17 protein-coding genes are annotated in these 20,864 nt (G+C 45.4%); 5 read left to right on the top strand and 12 right to left on the bottom strand.

Annotation, left to right across the window (positions count from 1 at the left end):
* The first annotated feature begins 95 nt into the window (after positions 1 to 95).
* Complete coding sequence (locus SSED_RS13175; protein WP_398355956.1) at positions 96 to 1,127, top strand: isoaspartyl peptidase/L-asparaginase family protein; 1,032 nt, start codon at positions 96 to 98, stop codon at positions 1,125 to 1,127.
* A 67-nt stretch (positions 1,128 to 1,194) separates the two neighbouring features.
* On the opposite strand, the gene SSED_RS13170 is transcribed toward SSED_RS13175, so the two are convergent.
* The 9 genes from SSED_RS13170 to SSED_RS13125 form a co-directional block, all read right to left on the bottom strand.
* Positions 1,195 to 1,383, bottom strand: coding sequence for a hypothetical protein (locus SSED_RS13170; protein ID WP_223295916.1), 189 nt, complete (start codon positions 1,381 to 1,383; stop codon positions 1,195 to 1,197).
* Positions 1,384 to 1,418: 35 nt separating this feature from the next.
* Entirely contained in the window at positions 1,419 to 1,625 is a 207-nt protein-coding gene (locus tag SSED_RS13165; RefSeq protein ID WP_012142848.1) for a hypothetical protein, read from the bottom strand.
* A 638-nt stretch (positions 1,626 to 2,263) separates the two neighbouring features.
* Entirely contained in the window at positions 2,264 to 3,043 is a 780-nt protein-coding gene (locus SSED_RS13155; protein ID WP_012142846.1) for a nucleoside phosphorylase, read from the bottom strand.
* A 383-nt stretch (positions 3,044 to 3,426) separates the two neighbouring features.
* On the bottom strand, positions 3,427 to 4,374 hold the full coding sequence (locus SSED_RS13150; RefSeq protein WP_012142845.1) for a LysR family transcriptional regulator: 948 nt from the start codon (positions 4,372 to 4,374) through the stop codon (positions 3,427 to 3,429).
* A 186-nt stretch (positions 4,375 to 4,560) separates the two neighbouring features.
* Positions 4,561 to 6,801, bottom strand: a complete 2,241-nt coding sequence (locus SSED_RS13145) for a peptidase U32 family protein (RefSeq protein WP_012142844.1) — start codon at positions 6,799 to 6,801, stop codon at positions 4,561 to 4,563.
* A gap of 555 nt (positions 6,802 to 7,356) precedes the next feature.
* Entirely contained in the window at positions 7,357 to 7,902 is a 546-nt protein-coding gene (locus tag SSED_RS13140) for a hypothetical protein (RefSeq protein ID WP_041421686.1), read from the bottom strand.
* A gap of 1 nt (position 7,903) precedes the next feature.
* Positions 7,904 to 8,287 carry an STAS-like domain-containing protein gene (locus SSED_RS13135; RefSeq protein ID WP_041421685.1) on the bottom strand — a complete coding sequence of 128 codons (384 nt, stop codon included), beginning with the start codon at positions 8,285 to 8,287 and terminating at the stop codon, positions 7,904 to 7,906.
* An 11-nt stretch (positions 8,288 to 8,298) separates the two neighbouring features.
* Positions 8,299 to 9,504, bottom strand: coding sequence for a hypothetical protein (locus SSED_RS13130; RefSeq protein WP_012142841.1), 1,206 nt, complete (start codon positions 9,502 to 9,504; stop codon positions 8,299 to 8,301).
* A 683-nt stretch (positions 9,505 to 10,187) separates the two neighbouring features.
* Positions 10,188 to 11,345 (bottom strand): serine hydrolase domain-containing protein, encoded by a 1,158-nt coding sequence (locus SSED_RS13125; RefSeq protein ID WP_012142840.1) that lies wholly within the window; start codon positions 11,343 to 11,345, stop codon positions 10,188 to 10,190.
* 327 nt (positions 11,346 to 11,672) lie between these two features.
* Between SSED_RS13125 and SSED_RS13120 the strand changes: the two genes are divergently transcribed.
* Positions 11,673 to 12,368, top strand: coding sequence for a Type 1 glutamine amidotransferase-like domain-containing protein (locus tag SSED_RS13120; RefSeq protein ID WP_012142839.1), 696 nt, complete (start codon positions 11,673 to 11,675; stop codon positions 12,366 to 12,368).
* Positions 12,369 to 12,482: 114 nt separating this feature from the next.
* Here the strand turns inward: SSED_RS13120 and SSED_RS13115 are convergent, their stop codons facing one another.
* From SSED_RS13115 to pdsR, 3 genes are all read right to left on the bottom strand, one after another.
* Positions 12,483 to 13,664 (bottom strand): cystathionine beta-lyase, encoded by a 1,182-nt coding sequence (locus tag SSED_RS13115; protein WP_041422155.1) that lies wholly within the window; start codon positions 13,662 to 13,664, stop codon positions 12,483 to 12,485.
* 125 nt (positions 13,665 to 13,789) lie between these two features.
* Complete coding sequence (pdsS, locus tag SSED_RS13110) at positions 13,790 to 16,006, bottom strand: proteobacterial dedicated sortase system histidine kinase (RefSeq protein ID WP_012142837.1); 2,217 nt, start codon at positions 16,004 to 16,006, stop codon at positions 13,790 to 13,792.
* 76 nt (positions 16,007 to 16,082) lie between these two features.
* Entirely contained in the window at positions 16,083 to 16,775 is a 693-nt protein-coding gene (gene pdsR, locus SSED_RS13105; protein WP_041422154.1) for a proteobacterial dedicated sortase system response regulator, read from the bottom strand.
* A gap of 325 nt (positions 16,776 to 17,100) precedes the next feature.
* On the opposite strand from pdsR, the gene pdsO reads away from it, so the two are divergent.
* The 3 genes from pdsO to SSED_RS13090 are packed head-to-tail and all read left to right on the top strand — an operon-like array spanning position 17,101 to position 20,797.
* On the top strand, positions 17,101 to 17,838 hold the full coding sequence (gene pdsO, locus SSED_RS13100) for a sortase-associated OmpA-like protein PdsO (protein WP_012142835.1): 738 nt from the start codon (positions 17,101 to 17,103) through the stop codon (positions 17,836 to 17,838).
* 29 nt (positions 17,839 to 17,867) lie between these two features.
* Positions 17,868 to 20,180, top strand: a complete 2,313-nt coding sequence (locus SSED_RS13095; protein ID WP_012142834.1) for a marine proteobacterial sortase target protein — start codon at positions 17,868 to 17,870, stop codon at positions 20,178 to 20,180.
* A complete protein-coding gene (locus tag SSED_RS13090; protein WP_012142833.1) occupies positions 20,177 to 20,797 on the top strand; it encodes a class GN sortase in 621 nt (206 codons plus the stop codon). The genes SSED_RS13095 and SSED_RS13090 overlap by 4 nt, the downstream gene beginning before the upstream one ends.
* Positions 20,798 to 20,864: the final 67 nt, after the last annotated feature.

The raw sequence follows: 20,864 nt of genomic DNA, 5'->3' as shown, positions 1-20,864 counted from the left end.
AGTTGATGATTGTAATTATGGATGAAAATGGTTACAAAGAGTGCAAATAAAAAACAAAGGACCCTTTTGTGAAAAATAAATCGACTTTAGTAGCATTGATCTTGGCGGCCGCAGCGTCTGTCACCACTTCTGTATGGGCGGATGATAAGCCATTTTCGATTGCTATCCACGGCGGGGCCGGAACAATTACCAAGGCTAAGCTTACACCGCAGCAGCAACAAGACTATCGCGATAAGCTCACCGAAGCGGTCAATGCTGGATATAAGGTGCTTGAGAAAGGTGGCGATAGTGTGGTGGCTATTCAAGCGGCGATCAATGTGATGGAAAACAGCCCGCTGTTTAATGCCGGCGTCGGGGCCGTGTATACCTATGATGGTGCCCATGAGATGGATGCCTCAATCATGGATGGCAAGACCATGAATGCCGGTGCGGTCTCAGGAGTTAAACATATCAAGAACCCCATTAATCTCGCCGATGCCGTGATGAACCGGTCGCCTCATGTCATGTTATCGGGTGCGGGCGCCGAAGAGTTTGCATTGACCCAAGGTTTTACGCTGGTGCCGGCCAACTCTTTCGACACAGAATCTCGTTATAAGCAGCTACAAGATGCCAAGGTGAAATTAAGAAAAGCCGAGTCGGAAAAGTCGCCCGATTATCAGGCGTCATTAAACGGTGTTCCAGAGATAGACTACCTGGATCTGGATTATAAGTTCGGTACCGTCGGCGCCGTGGCTCTGGATAAAAAAGGCAACCTAGCGGCCGGGACCTCTACAGGTGGCATGACGGCGAAACGCTTCGGTCGAATCGGTGATTCTCCGGTCATCGGTGCGGGCACCTACGCAGAAAATGGGGTGTGCGCGGTATCTGCGACCGGTCATGGCGAGTACTTTATTCGTTACCATGTAGCGGGAGATATCTGTGCACGGGTAAAATACCAACAAAAGTCGATAATTCAGGCGGCAGATGAGGTCATCAATCAACGTCTTATCACTGCAGGTGGTACCGGCGGCGTGATTGCTATCGATCAGCGCGGCAATATCGCTACCCCATTCAATACCGAAGGGATGTACCGCGCCACACGTAAGAATGGTGAGCCAGCAGATGTGATGATCTGGCGGGATATGTAACTCAATGTAGGAGTGGCTTTAGCCGCGAAGCTTGCTCCTTTAGTTAGTAGTACCCACCTGATTAACATCATTTTTCAACACTAACGCCGCTAGGATAGACCAAAGCGAATGGAGGGATCAAGGATAAAATAATGCCAATAACTGTGGCCAGAATGGGTGTTTGAGTTTTTCTTTTGCCCAGATAAAAACTCAATATACCGACCAAAATAGCGGTGAAAAAAATGACCTGGCCCAGAATTGTGGCGTTTATATTCATTATCAAAACTCCTTTTTGATTATTAGCTAGTTACCTCAGTTGTACCATACGCTTACAACTAAGGTTGCTGGTTGAAATGAGCCACCACTTTGTGATTGAGTAATATTTTGAATATCGATATTCGGCTGAGAGGCTAACCAAAGATTAATTTCAGCTTCTAAACCATGGTCTGTAGCTGTGTCAGACTTAGGCAGAAAGCCCACCTTAGGGCGTAAAACTTTAGTGAATATTTTAACTTCCATGATTATTTACAACTCCATAATAAAATTAATCGGCTGGTGATGTAATGCTAATTATGGTGACTAGCAACTTAATGCGGATTACCAATCATGGAAAAGGACAAAAGAGCTATAGTGCTAAAGCCGACTGGGGGGGCGGCTTATTGTGCGCTGTAGCTCCATATGGCTATGGGAAGCACCTTTCAATTTGCGCAAACCCGAACGCAAGACCAAAAATATTCCAGATAGGCGGATTTATATTATCTCGCTTTCTGTATCTTGCCCTTAACTTCTATTCGTTTTTCCAAATTTAAATAGAGAGTTTATTTGATTGTTAAAATCTCCAACTTTAACTATGTGGTAGATGTTGATCATGATGCAAATACAATTCATCAGAACAACAGGGTATGCGCTAATTAGCAGGGCGTAGGTCACCATTATTGCGCAGCCAATTGAATTAAGATAACGAAGCAGGGTTACATTAGCTACCAGTAAGGATATAGCAATAACGGCCGAGCCCAAATAACCGATAAGTTCATAGCTCATTATATTTACCTTTATAAAACTAATAGTTTAACTTTTATTAAACTATGGAGTGTGATGCTTTTATAAAAAGGCTATAAGCCGTTTATATGGCATAAGCACCACATTAGAGTTGACCCTTAAAATAGATTTTTTCCGTGATGGAAGCGATAGATAGCCTCCAAAGCTACCTCTGTCTCCTTCTCGATACCTTGTTCGAGCAGAATATTTCGCTTACCCCAAAAATTTTCGCCTCGTTTATGGTTCGCGGCGACCGCACAGATGGTTGCGCCTTTTAAACCTCGACGGTGACAGACGGTAAATAGCGCCGATGCTTCCATCTCAATATTCTTCAAATTCAGATCGATAAGCTTCTGGATCCATTCAGGGGTCTCACCGTAAAATGAGTCATCGGTTGAGCTGATCCCCCAGTGAACCTGATAGTCATCACCGTTCGACATCTCTTTAGCGACGCGAATTAGCTCGGATGTGACCTCAAGATCGGCGACGGCCGGTAAGTTGTCGGGTACATAGAATTTTGATGTCCCCTCATTCTTCATCGCTGCGGTGGTGATAACTAGATCGCCGATATTGATATCGTCTTGCAAGGCTGCGCAGCTTCCCAAACGGATGAATACCTTGGCGCCAATGTTAGCCAGCTCTTCAGCAGCGATAGCGGTAGATGGGCAGCCCATGCCAGTCGATGTCACCGATACTCTGACCCCCTTGTAGTAACCGGTATAGGTCTTATGTTCACGCTTATGAGCGACCAACTCTACGTCATCCATATATTTGGCGATGATGTCTGTTCTGAATGGGTCTCCCGGCAGAAGAACATATTCTGCGACATCTCCCTCAACCATGCCGATATGATACTGTTTTATTCCATTGGTTCTTTCGCTTTTATTAACGACTGACATAAATTACCTCTGTAAATATAATTAAATGTTGTTTTAAATTAATTTTGGTTTTTCTCAATAGAAAATGTTTTGCATATTACATTGAGAATAATTAACAGCTTTTAGAGTGGTGAAATTTCTAAAAGTCATTATCCCGTCGATAAACAGATGGTAATTAAATTGTTATTTCCTATCTACCAGCAATCACTTGAAACAGTTTTTCCAACTGAGAAGAGGATAGCTGATGATTTAAACAAGGTTTAATACTGCGGTTTGAACAGATATAAGTTCTGCTGGTCAAAATGATGATTAGCGGATAGAGCCGGATGTAAAAGGGGGGGAATCAAGGTGGCAAGTGAGTCGATTATTCGTAGCCATCCAATAGACTTGGATGGCTACGGTGGCTAATCCTTAAGCCATTTGGATAAGTTGTTGTCCCAGTAGGGCGGTTGTCCTATGACCTGTTTAACAAAATCTATGATGGTTTTCAGTCGAACCGGGAGGTTTTGGTATTTCGGGTAAACGGCATAGACAGGCATCTTTTGCGTGGGTTTCCAGTCTGACATCAGCGGAATGAGTTTTCCACTCTCCAGCTCATCGGTTAACAGATAAGTGGCTATATAGCCTATGCCTCTGCCCGCCAGAACGGCGTCACGAATGGCTTCGGCCTTATCTACCCGATAATTACCTGAGACTTGTACATCAAGCTGTTCTTCATCTTTTGCAAATAACCAATGGGTGTAGCTGCGATTTTTGCTGTGGTAGGTGACGCAGTTATGCGCTTTTAAATCGTCTGGGTGTGTTGGCGCACCATGTACCTGTATGTAGTCAGGGGATGCCAACAGAATGAAGTGGGTATCGACGATTCTTTGGGCCACATAACCGGCATTTATCTCTTCGAAAGTGGTGAACCATAGGTCTATCTCCTCCTCCAACATGTCGACCTTATAGTCAAACAGGCTAACTTCGGTGGTGAGTGAGGGATATTTTTTCTGAAGCGCGTCTAATGCCGGTAACACGTGCAGGGTGCCAAATGAGCAGGAGAGTGCCAGTCGAACGTTTCCGGAAACCTCATCTCTGGAATCTGTCATCAGCGTGTTGGCGCTATGGATCAAACCCACTATCTGGTCACAATAATCGGCAAAGTCTTTGCCTTCTTGAGTCAGTGCCAGGCTTCGGGTACTGCGATTGATGAGTTGAACGTTAAGCTTATCTTCCAGAATATGCAGTTGCTTACTGACGTGAGATACAGAGACTTCGAGTCTCTCAGCAGCCTTAGTGAGACTACCTGTGGTCGCTAAGGCATTAAATAGGACCATTTGGTAGGCTTCATGTTGCAGACCGTCCTTCATCTTTCAACCTCATATCGTGGAAAACAGGCGTGAGATAGTAAATCATTCAGCGGCTGATACAAAATAAAACGGCTCATTTGTGCAATACTTTCATAATCATGAAACCGTTTTATCTTACAGTCTTACAGTCTTACAGTCTTACAGTCTTACAGTCTTACAGTCTTACAGTCTTACAGTCTTACAGTCTTACAGCCCCTTTTTATATTGGGTGTCGATAGTGTGGCCAATCAGTTGGTGAAGCTCAGCTTCTGCCTCACTCTGACCTTCGAGCAGCATTTGAAAAAGACGTACTATTGTCGATTTATCCCGTCCGGCTCGGGTATTGGTTCTGATACCTCTGAGATCGATAAAAAAGCTGCTGAACATATCTGGTATATCGCTCACTATCTCAGTATTTAGGAAGTGCTGACTGCCATACATGTTGTTGTGCTCACCCGTCTGCTTATCGATGACAAAAGCGGTATCCTTTAAATTCATGATAGAGACAGATTTCTTGCATTCGGTCAGGCAGTCGGCATCCATAGACTCTTTATGACAACCTGTAGTCTGATGAAATAAACACTGTCTGCTGGTTAACAGCAAGATTGGGTGATAGATGCTGTAATACAGCTTCATGTCACTGCAGCCTGCAATGTGTTTTATCTGTTTCCTGTTAATTTCGTTGGATATAAATGACCCATAACAGTTAAACTCCTCCTTCATCGCCAACAGGCTATATGAGTTGGTGATGTTAAGGTAGGGCCCCGCAATCCAATCTATTCCGTTTTCAAATGCGGCTTGAGCAATGCCTGTGTTGTTGGTCACTATCAGCTTTGGCTTAATCGTTTTTAACAGCTTTACACCTGCCCGATAGTCTTCACCGATAAGAATCGACGGGAACCAGGGGATTAAACGCGCATTGTTAGAAAACAGTTCGATAAGTTGGCTGTATTGGCTCTCGATACAGTCCGGAAGCTGGTAATAGATCTCTGCATTGCCGGTATCACAGAGATCTAAATCTTTAGTCGATGAGATCAGCGCCGACAGACTCGCTTTGGCAGAGTGTCGCTGTTTCGGCAGTTTGGTCAGTGTTATCGGCTCGATGAGGGCTTTCTCATCATTGAGCAGATACTCGATCCGATGCTTTAAAACGGTTAGCTCTTTAAACGAGATTAGCAGGTCTGCATTGAGCTGTTCGGTATTAAGCTCAGCTATCTCATGTTTCGCGTTGTTCAGGCTCTTGAATCTTTGCTTGATACAGGCGTTATCGAGGGTGTATTTCCCGGCTTTGAACAGATTTGTGTCTGAGTGAACTGTAAACTCCTTATCCGGTGTCTCCACCGACACGGTTAAGGGCGTGTTTAATTTACCGGAAACTCTGATTGTCAGCGGCGTTTTTCCAATGTTTAACTCTTTTATCTTCTCTTCGACGGTTTGAATTAGGACTGTTTTTTCGTCATAGAGGGATTGCTTAACCGACTGGATCTCTACCTCAGTGTTATAACCTTTGATGGCGGTAAAATGTTGAACCGAGTTGCCTCTTGGATTATCAATAAACATATTTTTATTAATATCACCCTTAAGGTAGGCGTTGGTAAAGTCTCGGTTGAAAACCTTATAGAGATCTTCATTGTCACTCTTTATGCTCTTATGCTGGCAATAGCGCTGTATCTGTTCTCTCCAGCTGCTGACTACGGTATAGACGTAGTCAAATTTCTTAATACGGCCTTCGATCTTCAACGAGTCGACACCGGCGTCACCGAGCGCGGCAATATCTGAGAATGCGGAGTTGTCTTTGAGATTCAGGGGGAAATCTTTACCTGCTCGAGTCGTTTGGTACTGGTCCCTGCATGGCTGACTGCAGCGTCCCCGGTTGCCTGAGTTACCGCCATGGGCTGAGCTGATATAGCACAGTCCGGAGAAGCCGATACAGTTAGAGCCGTGAACGAACACCTCTGTCATCATATCGTTCTGATGAGAGACTTTTGTTAGCTGTTTAATCTCGTCGATGTTTAATTCGCGGGAAAGGTTTGTTCTGCCTGCACCCAGCTTATTCAGAAATAATATCTGGCCCTCATTGTGTGTCGTCACCTGAGTTGATGCGTGTACATCGAGGGTTTTATAGTACCTGGAGAGGATATAAAACAGGCCTAAGTCTTGAATTATGACGCCGTCGATACCTGTGTTAACCAGTTCATTGAGCAGGCGGATTAACGCCGGGAGCTCACTCTCTAAGATGATGATATTCAGCGTCAGGAATATTTGGCAGTCGCTCTTATGAGCCAGCCTTAAGATACCGTTCAAGTCATCGAATGAGATATTTGCCGCTCGGGTTCTCGCGTTGAAATGATCTAAACCGCAATAGATAGCATCGGCGCCCGCCACAATGGCGGCTTTTATCGAATCTATATCGCCACCGGGTGCCAGCAATTCAAATTGGTTTTTCATAGTGAAACAGTCCACAGGTCAGATCATTTTATCGGGCGCGTATTCTACCTGCTACACCTCTTGTGTGTCTATCGAATCGGGCTGAGTTGTCGGGGGACAATAATAGTTTGAGCACTTTTCAACTCAACTCCGGACAAAAACTTGTTTACTTGTCGGATAACAAGTTTCAAATATCTTTTGGATGATTCATCTGACGGTGTCGGTATTTGTTTGGCTTATGGAATGGCATAGTTTTGTTGGAGTTAATTGCTTGCAGCATGCCTTATGTGTAAACACTTCAGTGACACGCTGTGAATATGTCCCTATACGCTCTGCGACATCATCCCTGATGCCGAAGGTCACAGCCGCGTTTACACCTGACTCTGGTTTCGAGAAAGGTATCTCTTCGAATTTGGTTTCGAGGAATTCTCAAGCTAGCTCATTTCTGGACATAAATGAGCTAGAGCTAAGGCTCTAAAGGTGAGTCGTGAGATTAGGAAATGTATGGTAATCAAATAAAGTTTACACTGACCCCCACATATCTGCTTTTTAACTAGGCTCATTAATCCTAACTAACTAACTAACAAACTGATATGACAGGCAAAGGCTTTTGTATTCCAGATTCAACATTGCAAGGCGCTGCTCTTCGTTCACATCTTCCACGTCACTAGTTAAAGACTGACGAATCGTAGAAGTATGATCTGTTAGTTCAAAGTTCGAATAATGGTTTAAGGCTGCACCATGTGATTGAGGTAAGCACCAGCGTTGTATAAACTCTTTTGTCTTTTTAAAAGGTTCGAGTCTTGAAAGCTTAGTCAATATCGATACGCAAGCACTTATAACTCTAATATGTTTGAAATAAGGTAAGTGATAAGAAGCATACAACTTATCAAGTTCTTGAATAGAAACGATATATGTTTGCATCTTCACGAAGTATTTACCATTTGATTTTAGCGGAAGTTGGCAACTATCACTTGAACAAGACACTATTAGCTCATGCAACTTTGCTCTTGCTTCTTTTATCTCTTGGTTTATCAATGAGCGGGTGCTGTTCCTCGCATTTTGGGTAGCAGTAAAGTACCAACCTAAAACAGCAATTATGAAAGCTATCCACCAAGTCATTCTAATTGCCCCCTAGCTCTTTAATCTGACGAGTGATATAGCTATTTATTTCTTTAATAACTGACGGGTCATCGTTAGACACTAAATTATTTTTAATAAAATTAATCATATCCAACGTAATAAAATCGTACTTAATGATCTTGTCGCCACTTGGATGCATAGATGCTGGGTGAGTAGGCATAGCACGAACAATACCGCCAAAAATCTCTTCCAAGAATGACGAACCGTAGCCAAGAACTCCATCTAAGTTAACTGAAACTTCAGAGTTACTTTTAAGGGCATCGATCAAATATTGTTCTCGAAACTCTTCCCCGCTGTTTGGTCCAAGAACTTTGTACCTTGGGCCGGGGTATTTCGTAAAATCAGTAACTTTTAAATCGAACATGTGATTACTCATTATTTAACTGTTAATGGAATAGACATGGAAATTAGCGTTCCATCCAATCCCGTATCAAAATCTTTAGGATCTACATCCATAGAGTCGGGGTTTGATGCGTCTAACATTAGAGAACCTTTCCCCGACATAATCAAAAGCCTGCCTTCTAGCCCTTTAATGGCATTCTGTAGGTCAACACCACCATAACCTCTATTATCAAAATCTTTGTGTCTGGAGCTTCTTTCACGAACATTTTTAATGTTAATCATACCTTTCAAACATTCACTATCTCTAGATGAGAAACTCTTATTCCCCCGAACTAACCTATTGAATCGTTTGAAAATCTCCCACGAATCTTTTGCCTTTCCATGTTCTAAAGTATAGCGAATACCCACGCCAAGGTCTGCAACAACAACAACAACAAGCTGCCCTTCTATGATAGCAAATAAGCATCGAGTTTTCTTATACTGTAAACCTTTTTCATTCATGAACGATTTATCGTATGCGTGCTCTGGGCAGTTATTCACGGCTTCTATCAGTATCTTGTATATTTTTGCTATCTGATCATTAGAGACATTGGGGACTTGGTGACAGACATTTTCTAGTATTTGCCCAACTAATGAGGAGTCGCTATTGGCAAAAGACTTTGTTTCCCAAATCTTAAGTTTAGGAGGCGGAAGTGTATGACAAAGGGGGGCTTTGGGGCTACCTAATTGTTTATAAAGTTCTAAGTGATTAAATACATGATTAGGCTGGATTGTCTCAACTGAGCTACCAGCATGAGGCTTAATTCGATTTGGATACTTAATCTTAAAGTTAACTCTTGGATATAGCTCTTGAAACATTTCGATGTAGGAGAACAAGAAAGCACACCCGCTAGGGTCTACTTTTACTACTTTCTCAAGGTTTAATAGCACAACCCCATGAAAGTTACTCTTCTTATTAGATTCTTGTAAAAAAGAGCTAACATCCTCAAAGAATTTTAGCAATTTTGTTCTATCTTCAGGATGGAATGGTGCCACACTCAAGGTATTAACTGTTAGCTTAAATTTCTCAGTTTTGGATTTGGCACAGTTTGGGCTACTACATGCTGATGCCTTCCTTCGAAGAGTCGCAAAAGATTTTTTTCTAGTTCTTACTCGACGGTTATTGCTATTAACGAAGCGAGAAAATACTTTTCTAGCCCAGCGTTGCTTTTGAACCTTTTGGATACTTGATGATGCCACACTATCTCCTTTAGCTTTTATCGTGATAAATCACTTATCGTTTCCAAATTTACAAACTCGCGGCCTTTGTAACGAGGTTTATCGAACCACCCAGCAAAAAAACATTTCACCGAGTACGGACTCTGACACCCTAAGCACTAGATCACCAATAAATCAATGGCTTAATGTATGTTACGATATCAATTTGATTGGTTTTTTGCAACCATGATAAATGGACAACCATTAAGTTTCATCACTTCAGCTTTGAACAAAGTAGCTGGAAATTATTGCTTAGATTTAGTAACCCATTCTTAAAATTCACTACGGCTGTACGCTCTATTTGACGCTTTTATCAATTAGGTTTCTTATCGCAAATTCTGATGGTTTATAAAGGCTGTGTATTTTAACTGAATCGTTTTGGGGCAGAAATGAGTTACGCATCCTAGCAAAAAGGCCGAATCGAAGAGATTGATACTCAGGTGCAAGTGAGCACGAGGACTTCGATTTCAGGGATGAAATCGCAGAGCGCCCAGGGACGGGTTTACAGCGTACCGAGAGATTACTTGCACATAAGCTCACCGCAGGTGATAGATAACGTTGAGGGTATGACCATCAAGCAAACTACCCAATATCAACAACCCACATAGAAAATGTAATCAGCCTTCATTCGAAGGCCAGCTAACTTTGGGACACTGGTATGGATGTTATTTCTTAGCAGTCAATGTGGCTTGCTGTTTCATCACGCTATGCCAGAAACTGGCACCTAACTCGCCGATAACCCGGGATTCACCGTTGAGTAGCATGGCCATACCGATCTTCAGACGAGGAGAGTAGGCGACTTCTGCCACATAACCTGCCACCCAACCGGCGTGATAAACGAGCTCCTCTCCCTCAAAATCATATACCCGCCAACCTTTACCGTAGTGGGCGTTATTGAGATAGTTCTTCCAGGCGCGACGTCTTAACTCTTTGCTGGTGCGAACTCCGGGGGTTTTTATCTCCGCTAATAGTCTTGGGCTGAGAACGTCAGGGTTATTGCCCAAGTTTGCGATTAACCATTTAGAGATGTCGAGAATACTGGCGTTAACCCCTGCGGCGGGTTCCACCTGATAGTAGTTAGGTTTAACTTTGACCTTTCTAAACCCGGAGCGGGTCTTAACATGTGGCTTCGCACGGTTATCGGTGGCGAGAAACTTGTCCATGCCGACAGAGGCAGAGGTCATCTTAAGGGGGGTAAATATCCGCTCTGTCACTAAATCGGCGTACTCACTCCCGGTTTGTTGTTCGATGACTGGTTGGATAAATGAGAAGGCGATGTTCTGATAGCTGTAACATTTACCAGGAGAGCACATAGGTTCTAACTTGGAAAATTTTGGGATGATTTTTTCGAGTTTACGATTAGCGTTGAGGATATTGTCGTAGCTGTTCGGCATTAATCCGGTACTTTGGCCTATCAGGTGGCCTAAGTTGATCTGTCTCGAGGCGACGGGATCGGCCAGGCTGAAGTCGGGCATATATTGAGTTAACGGATCGTCCCAGCTAAATCGATTTTCGTGTACCAGCATAGTGGCCAGAGAACCGGCAAAGGTTTTAGATACCGACGCCAGTCGAAAGACGGTGTTGGAGTTGACGTTGAGTTTGCCTCCTTTCTCTCTCTTGCCGTAGGTGCTTAACTTTAAAATGGCATCGTCTTCAATAATGACGAAGGCGCCACCGGGCACTTTATTTTTTTTCAACTTAGAATGAAACAGAGTTTTAAAGTCATCACTTATCCCCTGATATTGGGATTTAGCCTCACCGGACGCGGAGAATAGCAGGCTAAAGAGGGTGAGAGTGATGAGGGGAACAGGCGAACGAAACATGGATAGCGTGGCTCCAATATGGTGAAACTGCCTTTAAGATGCAGACACCCCTATAAACAAATAGATCATAATTATAACAATAAACGGTGTGGATAAAATACAGCTTAATCATCGATGACGTTTGTATGACGTATTTTTGTCCATTACCGTTCTCTCTACAAGGCATAGCAGGCTTTGAAAATGGTACGCGATTGAAGTTATTTGGTTGTTATTTCCTTTTTAGCAGTCAGGATAATCGCCGTAACGGCTGAGCCGTGTGAGTTAATTATTGCTGTCAGCTGCTTTCATCGTTAGTCTGTATTGAGTTGTTTTTATGGAAAAAATGATATGAAACTAGCTTTGGTGAGCGATCATAGCAGTGTTAATGGAATGGCCACGATTCGGTGTGTTCTGAATGCACTCAGCTCGGATATGACGCGTGTCGCCTATATTGCCTCTCAGCCGGACCCGGATCGGATCTATTACCGGGCAACACAGGCTATCTACCGTGAGTTAGGAGCGGATCTGTCTAATCATGTTGAACTTGAGTCGGACTTCGATGAAAGTGCTGTCGCGTCTATGTTCGGTTTCGATGCGATTCATCTATCCGGTGGTGATACCTTCAGGTTTCTTAAGTGGTTAAAAAAGAGAGACCTGCTCACATCGCTGCAAGCCTACCTTAACGATGGGGGGGCAATTATAGGGGTCAGTGCAGGTGCTATGATAATGACGCCCTCTATCGAGAGTGCCCGGCTTTGCGGTGACACTAATGATGTGGACCTGCAGGATCTTTCCTCCTTGTCGCTGGTACCATTTCAATTTGTGCCCCATGTAGACGGTGACATAAAGGATGCTTCCATGTTGCTCAATCAGCTTATGGATGAGCATTCGGATGCGGTGCGGCCCAATACCATGCCCTGGACTGTGGCTTTGAGAAACCTTGTGAATGAGTACTATCTTTGTCCCGATGACGCGGGTATTGCGGTGATAGATGACAAGATAATTGAATTTGGTCAGCCCGTTATTTATCGGCCAAATAGTTAACTTCCAGATTCAAGTATCACTGTCACCTAAATTTCATTCGTAAAAAAAACGCCTGTCAGGCGGTTTTTTGATACAGAACTTTTTTAAAGGCACTCAATGCCTATCGTCTCATGTCTATCGCTTATTGAGAGCGGCATTGAACCGCTCGAATCCTGCTTCCAGATCGGCAATAAGATCGTCGGGGTTTTCCAGCCCGATATGCAGACGTATCAGAGGTTTACTGCTATCCCATTTGGTGGCGGTTCTTAACTTATCGATGCCAAATACCCCTAAGATCAGGCTCTCAAATCCACCCCAGGAGAAGCCCATCTTGAAGTGGTGCATATTTTCGACCAGTGCAGTGACTGAGTTCAGGTCGCCCTCTTTGAGCACAAAGGAGAACAGGCCATTCGAGGCGCTGAAATCGCGTTTAAAAAACTGATGGCCGGGACAGGTGTCGAATGCCGGATGCCTTATATGATCGACCTCGGGACGAGTGGCTAACCAGTTGGCAACTTTAAGCGCATTCTGCTCATGTTGCTGCATACGCACACCTAATGTTCTCAGACCCCGATTAGCCAGGTAGACATCATCGGGTGAGGTGCATTGCCCCATCAGGTAACTATTTTCTCTCAGTTGATCCCAGTGAGCTTCATTGGATGTCGCGGTACCCATCATGACATCCGAATGTCCGACAATATATTTAGTGGCGGCCTGAATTGAGATATCGACGCCCATGTCGAAGGGTCGCGAGTTAATGGGGGAAGCCCAGGTGTTATCCAGCATGACGACGATATCGTGCTTGTGAGCAATTTCACTCAGTGTGGGTACATCCTGAACTTCCATGGTGATGGAGCCTGGAGATTCGAGAAACAACACCTTAGTGTTTGGCCTGATGAGTTCGCTAATGCCGGCACCAATCATAGGATCGTAGTAGGTGGTCTCGATACCGAACCCCGCAAGCAATTTATTGCACAGATCCCGGGTGGGTTCATAGGCGCTATCGACCATTAGCAGGTGATCGCCGGCTTTTAAAAATGAGAGCAGGGCACCGCTGATGGCGGCCGATCCCGACGGATATAGTGCGGTCCCTACACCACCCTCAAGTTCGGCGATGGCGGCCTGAAAAGCAAAGTGGGTCGGCCCGCCGCGTCTGCCATAGAACATCTCTCCATTGGCCCGGTTCTTGATGGCGAAACGCATCTCATCCATAGTGTCGAAAACCATGGTCGAAGCTCGAAATACAGGAGGATTAATGACGCCTTTGGTCCATTTTTTATCTCGACCGGTACTGATTATCTGTGTCTCTTTTTTCATAAGGTACTGTCCACAACCGAAGAGGATTGAATTGTTGTTTAGCCATCTTAACATCTAAACGGCTAAATGGAAGTTCAAGTTAACTGCTCATTCATCTATCAGCTTAATCACATTCAGAAAGTTAGTTACTCTTTGCAAAGCGGTAGGGTGACACAGATGGTGACACCAGAGTGGCCAGGGTCTTGAACACGACTCGGTTCATTGTCTTTTATCGACTCGCTACTCGTCGAAATATTTGTAGCCACAATACTGCCCTGATGGAACTCTGTGATTAGCCTTGCGATATACAGACCTAAACCAAGATGTGGCTTGTCTTGTGCTTTTTGCGCCCGCACAGAGACCATAGATTCAAAGATCTGCTCGCTCATTTTATCGGGCAACTCAGGCCCGAAATTACTGATGCTAAGCTCCGCCTGCCTCTGTTTAACTTCGAGTGAAACCGTAATCGCCGTACCCGGAAGACTAAATTCAAGTGCGTTGGCAATCAGTTTATCCATCAGTTGGGCGATATATTCGGGAACCCCACTCATATTTAATGGTTCATCGGGGATGGAGAGGATAAATTCCTGCTGGGGATAGGTCAGCTGATATCCTTGCATGCAGCCGTTTACCACTTTCGACAGTGGGAATATGTCCATTTCGGCCTTGGAAAGACTCTCTTCTAATCGTGTCGCCTCACTCATATTATTGAGGATCATGCTCAAACGACTTACCCCCTCCTGAGCTCGGTCAACATATTTGCGGCTATCCTTGTCCAGTTGTTGCAAGCCTAAGTGTTCCAGTGATGAGCGAACCACGGCGACAGGCGTTCTTAACTCATGGGATAGTCTGGACGACATATTCTCAAGGTAATGGGTATATAGGCCTAAGCGACTCACGATACTGGCGAAACTTCTGGAGAGATCGCCTATTTCGTCACGTACTTTCGAACCTTGGATATGGTTTCTTATCCGTCCCTGGCTGTCGATGGCGCGTTCGGCTTCATCTCTGAGTTTACGAATACGGCTCGAGATGCTGGAAGCGAAGAAGAACAGGGCTAAGGTACCCATGCTCATGACCGTTAATATGACGTTGAACAGTTTCTCTAAGGCCTTGTTCCTAAGTGTGCGTATGCCGTGGGTGGTCTCTTCAGAGATCACCACACCCATCACCTTATCGTCGATCCAGATCGGGCTGGCAGCGGCGAGGATCACGGCCTTGTTGTCCGGGGTTAGTCGCCAGGTCGAACCCTGCTTTCCGGACAGTGCTCGCTGGATATGGCTACCTTCTAATACAGTTGAATCCTGCAGTGAGTCGATAAAATCTTTAGGAGGCGTCGTCAATATCTTGTAATAAAAAGGGGTCAGGACATTGTGCTTAAATTGCCCCCAAAATGAGGGATCCGGCGCCTCTGTCACCGTCCGGGTCCAAACACTGCTACCGTTGCGTATATCACCGGATTTGGCTAATACGCGTCCATGTTTATCGACCACCCAGATCCGAGAGCTGTTATGGCTCATTCCCTTGATGATGCCTTCAATTTCGGGAGAGGGAACCAGCACTGTGCCGAGTTTATCTACATCATCGATAGCCGATGTGCCGACGACGGCATCGAGTCTGCGGCTCTTGAGATTATTCACATCGTGTATCGCAAACCCTAGCTTACTGCCAACCATATCCAGAGGCATTCGCAGTTCGACATTATAGCCCTGTTTGGTCTTTTTCCATTTACCCTGAATCTGAATCTCAGGTTTGACCGGCGTGCTGAGGGAGGGGTCTTCGGGTAACTCGAAGGCGCTGATCCAACCGTCCTTAATGGTCGATATGATGTAACGTTTAAATACACCGTCGGGGGCGAGTGTGGCTATGGTGAGGTGATCGTTCTGATCGATTCGTAATGTGTTTTTGCCGCGATAGACGACATTGGGATCTGTGACCTCGAAGAAGCTATAAAGGTAACCCGAATACTTACCCACCATATGGGTAAAGCTGACGGTTAAGGGAGTATTAGGATCGGCTTTAAATATCTGATGGTTTTTACCATACTCGATGCTTTTATGACGATAGGGAGCCCAATCTGACAACTTACCATCGAGCTGGATCGGGCCAGCCAGTGGATAGGCATAGAGATCCCGCCCCTGTTGAACCTGAGTTAAAAAGCTCGCCTGACTGTCAAAAAGTTTTGGCCTCTCATGCAGGGCGGTCGCCAGCGCCTGTGTCGTGCCTTCGAGGGTTTTTTCCTGTCCGTGTCTCAGGTACTTCTCCATCTCCCATACATATTGGTAGCCCAGCCAGGGAAGGCAGAGCAGAAAAAGGGAGAGGACCGCAACCTTGGTTCGAAGGCCTACAGGGAGGTTAAACATGCTTGATTAGCTCAATTGAGATAGATGGAAATATGTCCACAGGCGCTCTGGTTGATCTAGATGAGTCTGCCATCGGTTACCCCTGGGGATCCCAGCGATAACCCATGCCGTAAACGGTATCTATGCAATCAAATTTCTCATCTTGAGCCACGAATTTTTTTCGGATCCGCTTCACATGGGAGGTGATGGTGCTGTCATCGACGAATATTTTCGCCTCCTGCATCAACTCCTGACGGTTTTTAACATGACCGGGTCGCTTTGCGAGGGCATGAACCATCCAAAATTCGGTGACTGTGAGTTCGATTGGCACGTTATTCCAGTAAACTTGCATGCGGTTAGCGTCTATGGTCAATGCATCTCTTTCGAGTAAATTGTCATCTGACTGAGCAGCATCTTGAAGATCTGAGCGTCTGAAAAGAGCCGCAAGTCTGGCAATTAGGTGCGGGAAACTGACGTCTTTACTCAAGTAATCATCGGCGCCAAGACGAAGGCCACACACGGTATCGAAGTCACTGTCTCTGGCCGTTAAGAAGATGATAGGCAGATTACTGGACAGGGCTCGCAGAGATTGACACAGGGTGAACCCGCCGTCGATTTCATCCTCGAGTCCGATATCGATAATCGCAAGATCCGGCAATCGGGTACAAAATGCCTGCATGGCAGTGGGGCGGTTGGGATAGGCTTGCACACTGTAGCCTTGCTGTTGCAGCACCTCTTTATAATTCTCCCGGATAGCCGCTTCATCTTCTACGATCGCAATACGTTTGATTGACATTAAAAATAACCTTGATGTTGTAATAGGTATTCAACGCTCTGGAAATACCGCTTTACCTTCTGCGATTGCTATAGGTTTCACCGGTGGCACGCCTGAATACCTTGTCTTATTGCCAGTGACTATACAGGAAAAACAGGGCGATAAAAGATAGCCAAGGCAATTGCCATTTTCTTGCCACAATTCATATGTGTAATGCCATTTTTCATCCCTTCCTTCGACATTTACATCTTGTTTAATACACACATCGAAACGGCGTCGAGATAAGAACTACCGATGTCGACGACTCATTTATGTCAATAACAAGATTAGGAAAAACAAAATGAAGAAGCAGATTATCGCAGCAATGGTTGTCAGCAGTTTAACCCTTTCAAATGTCAGTTATGCATCGGACACAAGCGAAGAGCGTCAGCATCACGAAGAGTTGATAGGACTCAGCTCAGGGATTGTGCTTGGCGCCGTTGTTGCCGGTCCGGTGGGGGCAATTATTGGTGCATTTACCGGCACCATCATAGGTAAGTCAGTCGGTGATGAATCTGAGCTCTACTCACAGCAAGCGCAGCTGGCAATGCAGGAGTCAAAAATGAATCAACTCAGCGATGAGAATCGGTCATTGATGGCAATATCGAACCGATATGATTCGGCGCAACATGAGTTAGCCCAGTTGAAAGCCGAAGATCAGCAAAAACTCGCCGAACTCTCGTTGGGCTTGAATGTACAGTTTAAAACCGGATCATCTGAACTTGTCCCTCACTTCAAATTGCAGCTCGATGAGGTGGCCTATGCCATGTCACTTTCTCCCGAGTTAAGACTCGATTTGACCGGATATGCCGACAGGAGAGGGGACAGTACCTATAACCAGGCTTTATCTGAGCAGCGGGTTGCCGAGGTTAAAACCTATCTGGTCAATCAAGGGATAGATGAGAGTCGCCTGGACTTCAGGGCCTATGGGGCCAGCGCGCCGATGACGGAAGAGCAGAGCTTCGAAAATGACTTTTTCGACCGAAGAGTGACCGTCAAGCTGCTATCGACAGGGTCTGCACTGACTGCCAACAATTAGATTGATTTTCATTATAAAGGAATATGCGTATGAAAATTGATGTGGTATCGGCTACCAGTCAAGGAGCCCCCAACCGGGGGGCTCTCGGCTTCCTCCTTCTTATAGGCGCATTGCTGTTGCCATCGATGAATGTGAAAGCATCATTTGATGCCGAGCTCAGTCAGGGCAGCTTCGTCTATCGAGTGGCAGATCAGGACGGCGGATCGCAAGTATCGATGTCGCTCCCCCTTGAAACTGAAGTTCAGATGACGGTTTCGGGGTGGGTGAATCGGGTTAAGGTGAAACAGACATTTAAAAATCTCAGCGGCGAATGGCTAAATGGCAGCTATCTTTTTCCTCTTCCTAATGAAGCCGCGGTAGATGGTATGAAGTTACTCATCGGCTCCCGAGTCATAGAGGGGCAGATTAAGGAGCGGTTGGAGGCAAAGAAAATATATGAGCAGGCAAAGAGTGCGGGTAAGCGAGCGAGCCTGGTCGAGCACAATCGCCCCAACATTTTTAAAACCTCTGTTGCCAACCTAGGGCCCGATGAGCTTTTAGTAGTGGAGATAAGCTATCAGGAACTGGTGGACTATGACGAGGGTGAGTTTAGCCTCAGGTTTCCTATGGTCGTTAATCCACGATATTACCCTCAAGGCGGCAGTAAACAGCCTGATGACTTTCAGAACCAAGGTTTTCAATATCAGGATTTTCAGTACCGAGGTCTCACCGGAGATGAGAGCTGGCTGGATAAGTTATCTGCTATGGAAGCATCGCTTCGTGGAGAAAGTTACGGAGTAAGAAGCCACAATGCTCCTACAGTTAACATTCGGGTCAACCTCGATGCCGGGGTTGAACTCAGTGAGATCACCAGCGCCTATCACACCATCGATAAAACGCCGCTGGATAATACAGGTTACCAGATCCACTTAGCGAGTCAGGTCGCGGCCAACAGAGATTTTGTATTGCGCTGGAAACCAGTAGCGGGAAGTGAGCCAACAGCTGCTGTATTTGCCCAAAAGGGACAAACTTATTCCTCATCATCGACACAGAAAAACTCATCAGAGCAACATGTAAAATCCGATCCGGAACTAAATGCAAAACCCGATGCTGACTATGCACTGGTTATGCTTTTGCCTCCGTCCCTTGAGAAGAGCCGAAATAGGGTTTCGAGAGAGTTGATATTAGTGATAGATACCTCCGGTTCTATGTCGGGCAGCGCTATGGAACAGGCAAAAAAGGCGATGAAGTACGCATTGGCTGGATTAGGAAGTGATGACACGTTTAACGTTATCGAGTTTAACTCAAAGGTGAGTTCACTCTCAAAGGGGCCGATACCAGCCAGTACGAAGAATATTGAGATGGCGAATCGATTCGTTCATTCGTTAACTTCCGATGGTGGTACGGAGATGGCACTGGCGCTCGAACATGCATTAGGACAGGAGTCTGGTGGCTCATCATGGCAAGAGACTGGGTTACAGGGTAAAGATGAAGAATCGACGAGTCGATTACGGCAGGTCTTGTTTATGACAGATGGCGCCGTGGGCAATGAAGCTGAGCTATTTAAGTTGATAAAATATCGAATTGGCAAGAGTCGTCTTTTTACCCTTGGTATAGGTTCTGCGCCAAACTCTCACTTTATGCAGAGGGCGGCCGAGTTTGGCAGAGGCACCTTCACCTATATTGGTGACTTAGATGAGGTACAAGAGAAGATCCAAGGGCTGCTATATAAAATTGAACATCCACAAATTACCGACATTGAGCTCCATTACACTGACGGAACCATTCCGGATTTCTGGCCAGCGACCATTCCTGATCTCTATGCCGAGGAACCTTTGCTGGTGGCAATAAAAATGCCGTCGGACAAGTACGCGGCATCGCAAGATAAATTGGTGATTTCCGGCTCAATAGCCGGTCGTTATTGGCAAGATGCAGTCTCGCTCGATAATAAAAAAACTGCCGCTGGGCTGGATCTTATTTGGGCCAATAAACAGATTGCAGCCCTTGATTTAAATAAAGATGGCGTTAATAACAGCAGAGTGAAGCAACAGATCACCGCGCTGGCGCTTAATTATCACCTGGTGAGCAGACATACCAGCTTGGTTGCGGTGGATATCACTCCCGTGAAGCATTCATCGATAATTTCCAATAATGCTGCCGTTTTACCATTAACGCCATTTGGTTGGAAACCGCCTGTGGGCAGCTTACCTCAGACTGGCACAGACAGCCGTCTATTCATCATGACTGGGCTGATTTTACTGTGTTTGTTGTGTGTCTACATGATGAGCTTTCGTATTGAATTGCGTATGGAGATAGTGGAGCGATTGACTGGAAAAAAGGTGGGTGAGCGTGATGCCTTATGAGATTCTCAGGAGTTTTACACTTAGTAGTCATCGTTACTCTGTTAGTCGTCAGTACGAGCCTGATTGGCAAGGGGGTCTATATGCAAGCTAAGGCACATTTCGCCCAGTATCTGATCATGCAGGCATGGGAGCAGACGCTCAAAGACAGGCAAGTTCATAAACCCTGGAGCTGGGCCGATACCTACCCAGTCTCTAAGTTAACCTTTTTACCGGTTGCTAATGATTCAGTCATAGATTCAAGCCTGGATAGCTCACTCTATGTACTCGCAGGTGCGTCGGGCAGAAATTTGGCCTTTGGGCCCGCGGAACTGAACCTTAACTCCCATGAAATCGGTGGTAGCCATAGTGGTAATCGAGTGATTGCTGGCCATAACGATACCCACTTTGCGATTTTAAATGGAGTAAATAAGGGGCGTTTAATTCAACTGCAAGATGCAACCGGCAAGAAGGTAGTGTACCGGGTGACGGGCAGAGCCATTGTTCATGAGTCAGATACCCGGGTGCTTGCACCATCTGATGACAGGCTGCTTACCCTAATCACCTGTTACCCGTTTAATTCAGTTGAGGCGGGTGGAGAGCTGCGTCTGGTTGTGAAAGCCGAGGCGATAGCCAGATAACAGGTGATTAGAGGCTGCGTCTGGATGAAGGTCGCAGCCGTTAGAGAGTGCAGATAACAAGTTAATC

This window comes from Shewanella sediminis HAW-EB3 (assembly GCF_000018025.1).
Classification (GTDB): domain Bacteria; phylum Pseudomonadota; class Gammaproteobacteria; order Enterobacterales; family Shewanellaceae; genus Shewanella; species Shewanella sediminis.
The sequence above is the reverse complement of the archived record's forward strand: the minus strand, read 5'-3'. Positions and strand labels throughout refer to the sequence as shown.

Excerpts from the sequence above, each read along its gene's own strand:
- SSED_RS13145 (WP_012142844.1), bottom strand. The coding sequence starts at position 6,801 with ATGAAAAACCAATTTGAATTGCTGGCACCCGGTGGCGATATAGATTCG.
- pdsO (WP_012142835.1), top strand. The coding sequence starts at position 17,101 with ATGAAGAAGCAGATTATCGCAGCAATGGTTGTCAGCAGTTTAACCCTT.
- SSED_RS13095 (WP_012142834.1), top strand. The coding sequence starts at position 17,868 with ATGAAAATTGATGTGGTATCGGCTACCAGTCAAGGAGCCCCCAACCGG.
- SSED_RS13090 (WP_012142833.1), top strand. The coding sequence starts at position 20,177 with ATGAGATTCTCAGGAGTTTTACACTTAGTAGTCATCGTTACTCTGTTA.
- SSED_RS13170 (WP_223295916.1), bottom strand. The coding sequence starts at position 1,383 with ATGAATATAAACGCCACAATTCTGGGCCAGGTCATTTTTTTCACCGCT.
- SSED_RS13140 (WP_041421686.1), bottom strand. The coding sequence starts at position 7,902 with ATGACTTGGTGGATAGCTTTCATAATTGCTGTTTTAGGTTGGTACTTT.
- SSED_RS13125 (WP_012142840.1), bottom strand. The coding sequence starts at position 11,345 with ATGTTTCGTTCGCCTGTTCCCCTCATCACTCTCACCCTCTTTAGCCTG.
- SSED_RS13155 (WP_012142846.1), bottom strand. The coding sequence starts at position 3,043 with ATGTCAGTCGTTAATAAAAGCGAAAGAACCAATGGAATAAAACAGTAT.
- SSED_RS13115 (WP_041422155.1), bottom strand. The coding sequence starts at position 13,664 with ATGAAAAAAGAGACACAGATAATCAGTACCGGTCGAGATAAAAAATGG.
- SSED_RS13165 (WP_012142848.1), bottom strand. The coding sequence starts at position 1,625 with ATGGAAGTTAAAATATTCACTAAAGTTTTACGCCCTAAGGTGGGCTTT.
- SSED_RS13150 (WP_012142845.1), bottom strand. The coding sequence starts at position 4,374 with ATGAAGGACGGTCTGCAACATGAAGCCTACCAAATGGTCCTATTTAAT.
- SSED_RS13135 (WP_041421685.1), bottom strand. The coding sequence starts at position 8,287 with ATGTTCGATTTAAAAGTTACTGATTTTACGAAATACCCCGGCCCAAGG.
- pdsS (WP_012142837.1), bottom strand. The coding sequence starts at position 16,006 with ATGTTTAACCTCCCTGTAGGCCTTCGAACCAAGGTTGCGGTCCTCTCC.
- SSED_RS13120 (WP_012142839.1), top strand. The coding sequence starts at position 11,673 with ATGAAACTAGCTTTGGTGAGCGATCATAGCAGTGTTAATGGAATGGCC.